General features: G+C 59.9%; 4 protein-coding genes. 2 read left to right on the forward strand and 2 right to left on the reverse strand.

All coding sequences use genetic code 11. From position 1 onward, the window contains the following. The first annotated feature begins 450 nt into the window (after window positions 1–450). The gene (locus AC13C7_RS00135; RefSeq protein WP_482866202.1) at window positions 451–744 is read left to right on the forward strand and encodes a DUF1330 domain-containing protein; all 294 of its coding nucleotides are present in this window, start codon (window positions 451–453) and stop codon (window positions 742–744) included. Between the two features lie 588 nt (window positions 745–1,332). On the opposite strand, the gene AC13C7_RS00140 is transcribed toward AC13C7_RS00135, so the two are convergent. Next, on the reverse strand, window positions 1,333–2,259 hold the full coding sequence (locus tag AC13C7_RS00140) for a sensor histidine kinase (RefSeq protein WP_482866203.1): 927 nt from the start codon (window positions 2,257–2,259) through the stop codon (window positions 1,333–1,335). Window positions 2,260–2,371: 112 nt separating this feature from the next. Next, window positions 2,372–3,640 (reverse strand): ATPase domain-containing protein, encoded by a 1,269-nt coding sequence (locus AC13C7_RS00145; protein WP_482866204.1) that lies wholly within the window; start codon window positions 3,638–3,640, stop codon window positions 2,372–2,374. Between the two features lie 73 nt (window positions 3,641–3,713). On the opposite strand from AC13C7_RS00145, the gene AC13C7_RS00150 reads away from it, so the two are divergent. Next, the coding region (locus AC13C7_RS00150; protein WP_415836445.1) for a transposase at window positions 3,714–3,842 on the forward strand (129 nt) is incomplete at its 3' end.

Below are 3,842 nucleotides of genomic sequence, written 5' to 3' on the forward strand. Positions count from 1 at the left end.
ACCGCATTCATCGCTGGACGGGAAGACACCCGATCAGGCATATCACATCACGCCGCGACAAATCCCGGTCGCGGCATAACCGAGCGGGAAATCCACTTACGAAACGGCTCGAAACTGTTCAGACAAACCAAGCCACCTCTGTTCAATGCAAGACAGCCCCAATCGAAACCAGCCCGATCAATCCCGCCACGTCGCCGATCATGAAGAGACCTTGTCTGGCGAAGGCAGGTTTCCGCCCCTCGCGGCACAGCAGGAACTCGACGCTTCCGGCGATGACGGCATCTCTCCGCGAATGAAGTTCTACCTGGCACGGGCATTACACAGCACGAAGCCGAAATAGGCTCACTGGCTGCGGCGCATGAACCCGATCCGCGCCTCCTGCTGGCCGGTAGCGGGTTTGCTCCCCAAGCTGATTGGGTAGCCTGCTCATGCGCAATGAAGGAGAGCATCGTGACAGCATACATCATCGGCCAGATGGAAATTCACAGCCGGGATTGGATGGATGAGTATTTTGAGAAGATTCCTGAGCTGGTGAATCGTCATTCCGGTGCCTTCAAGGTGCGCGGTGGCGACCCTGGGCGCCTTGAAGGGGAGGGCAAGATGCCGGATGCTGTCTTTGTCATCGAGTTCCCGGACCGCACTCATGCAACATCATTCTGGAATTCCGACGACTTTCAGTCTCTTGCGGTCTTGCGACGCTCCGGCTCCACACTGAACGCAATCGTCACCGATGCGCTGGATTGATCGCACGTCCGGTTTGTCCCGCATCGCGGCCATCCAACCTATGAAGAGGCTGCACAGCCTACGAAATGACTACGGGAAAAACATGTTCGCGCGGGCGGATTTTGCCCGAATGGCGCGCCTGCTGGCCGAGGCCGAAGGCGCGTTCCTTCTGTCGATCAACGACACGCCCGAAATCCGTGAGGTCTTTGACGGCTTCGAGTTCGAATAGGTCGATCTGACCTATTCAATCTCGCGCGCCGGCGGCAAGAAGGCGGCGGAACTGATCATCTCGAACCGGGTGACCGATGGGCGGCTCCTGTAGGGGCTGGACTGCGAACCTGGACCGCGACTTTCGGGCCAGCGCTGCCTGGGACCGGGAAAGCGGGGACGTCGAGCAAACCGAATAGCCGTTCGGGCTGCCATCGGCCCAACCTATGACGTGGGGGGGCGGGAAGCGGTCGTTCGCTGCGCTAAGAACAACGTCGGCTTGCCGGCAAAACCAGCGTTGTTGTGAACTTTTCAAGAGTTGTGACCGCCCGGTCCGATGTCCAAGCGGAAGATGTGGAATCCCCTTGCAGTGATGCATCGATCTAGAGCTTGGTCGGAGGGTCACGTCGGGGAGTGGTTTTCGCTAGGCATCCATCCAGTCCAAACAAGACCTTCGAGATCAAAGTCGACTTGCGCTTCACGGCCCGCTGGCGAAAACCCGCGGATTAGACGACTACCCAGTCCGTTGCGCTCTGGCGTTGCCACTGTGGGGCCATTCCTTTCCCGCCAGGTCAGGCGAAGCATGTGGGTTTCGGGCTCCCGAATGCAATCAACCTCAACGCAACCCTCAGTCACCGACAACGCCCCATACTTCGCCGCATTGGTCGCCAACTCGTGGACGACCATCGCGAAATCGAATGCCGTGCGTTCATCCAGGACGACGTCCAAGCCGGACAAGCGCAATTGGTCGGGAGCAGTTTTATAGGGCTGAACATGCTCCTTAACGAGGTCGGAGAGCCGGACTGTTCCCTCGCCATCCTCGGACAAACGAACATTGGCATCGGACAGGTTTTTGAGCCTCCCACTGAAAGACTCGTTCAACTCCTCAATGGTCTCGGCATTTCGAACTGACATCGCGAAAATTGCCTGAAGCACTGCCAGCGAGTTACGTATGCGGTGGCGCAGCTCGCTGAGTAAGAAGCGACTGCGCCGTTCCTCGCTCTCTAGCTTTTCGAGCAAGTCGCGCGTCTCGAACTGGCGGCGGCGTGCCTCGGCCTGCACGTCGATTGCATGCCGCAAGACCGCCGGACGGCAGGGGCGGCCAATTACTAGAAAGGGCGGAGCATTCTCCAAGCGATCGAGCAGCCGAACGGCGGGCGGCGGCTTGTTCGAATTGGTGACGAGGAATATGACCGGAAGACGCGCCCAGCCAGGCTCGTCAGCAAAAACCTCGGCAAGAGCTTCCCCGGTGCTTTCCCCGGCCCCCTCCTGGCTCACGATGCACAGAAGAGCCGCTTCCGGACCGCCGTCTATCATGACCTGCGCCAAGTCTTCAGCGCTCCGGAAGATCCGGGCAGGCTTCCCGCAAGCGTCCACTTGGGCGGCAATTGCGTGCGCGTCCTCCCCAAGAGGCGCGTAGATCAAGACCGACGGATTCATCCTATTCAGAGCCGAGCTGCGATGCACTCTTGGTGCGTTCGGCAGCCTCCTCGGAGAGAGGACGCACCTCCACCGCTCCGGGACGAATGACCAGTTCCTCAAAGCGGCGCTCGTGCTCGCCGTGCCGCTTTTTAAGCACCGCGATGGAGCGGCGGATGTCGGCGCCTGATTCATATTGGCGCAGCAGGATGACGGTATCCGCGAGGAAGCTCGTGTCCACCCGCGAAACCGGCTGCTCACCCAGAAGGCCATGCTGAGACATGGTCACAATCACCAGAATCTCGCGGCGTGCCAGTGCTTGGAGCAAAGAATGAATGTGCGGCATTATTTCGGAATCGTCCGCTGGCAGCGCCTCGAGATAGCCACTCAGGCTATCGATGACGATCACGCGCGCGCCATTGTCCACAGCATTGAGAACGGCGTCACTGAACTCGCCCGGCGTCACCTCGACTGGATCGATATGTTCGAGGCGAAGCGTGCCTTTTTCCTCGTGTGGAGCCGTGTCGAGGCCCACGCCCGCAGACCGAGCACGCAGCACCTCCACGCGCTCCTCGAACAGGAACATTGCGGCGGGCACATCTCGATCCGCTGCAGCGATGGCGAACATGCTCGCCAAAGTGGATTTGCCCGTGCCAGCCTGCCCTGCGATCAGAAGGCTGGTGCCAAACTCCACGCCGCCACCCAGCATCTTGGCAAGTGGGGCGTGGGGCGGCACCAGCCGGTCCTCGAGCGTGACAGGTTCGACCTCACGCGGGACAACGCGTGGGAATACGTCGACACCGCCTTGCATGATGCGGAAGTCGTGCCAGCCTTCGCTGAAGGCGGCGCCGCGCATTTTGACAACCGTCAGGCGCCGACGCGCGGGGCCAATCACAGGAATGTGCATCTCCAGTTTGATAACCCCGTGAACGATGCCCTCGCCGTGGCGATCCTCCTCATCACCGCCGACGTGATCGATCAGGATGGCTGTGGTCCCGGCCTTTCGGAACAACGACCGCAACGCGAGGACCTCCCGGCGGTATGCCGTGGCGCCAGAAGCGAGGAGCCTGAGTTCCAAGAGGGAGTCGAAGACCACCAGGTCAGGCTTCTCTTCTTTCACGTGCTGCATGACCTTCTCGATCAATTCGTGCAGATCGGCTTCCTCACTTTCGACGGAGTAGACGCGATCGCGCTTGCCTTCGCCCAGTTCAGGCGTGACGATGTCGAGGCCGGAAAGATCCATCCCATGCGACGCCGCAATCATCTCGAGTTCGGGCCTCGATTGCGCCACAGAGATAAACTGGACCTGTCACGGTTTGATGCCGCTCCTTTGATAGCATTTACTGCAACAGAGGAGACTGACTATGGGACTGAAACGGACGGACGAATTCCGGCAAGATGCGGTGCGGATTGCCCTGACCAGTGGACTGACGCGCAAGCAGGTGGCTGATGATCTCGGTGTCGGCATGTCGACACTTAACAAGTGGATCACG

It is taken from the genome of Alterinioella sp. B-7, assembly GCF_056857775.1.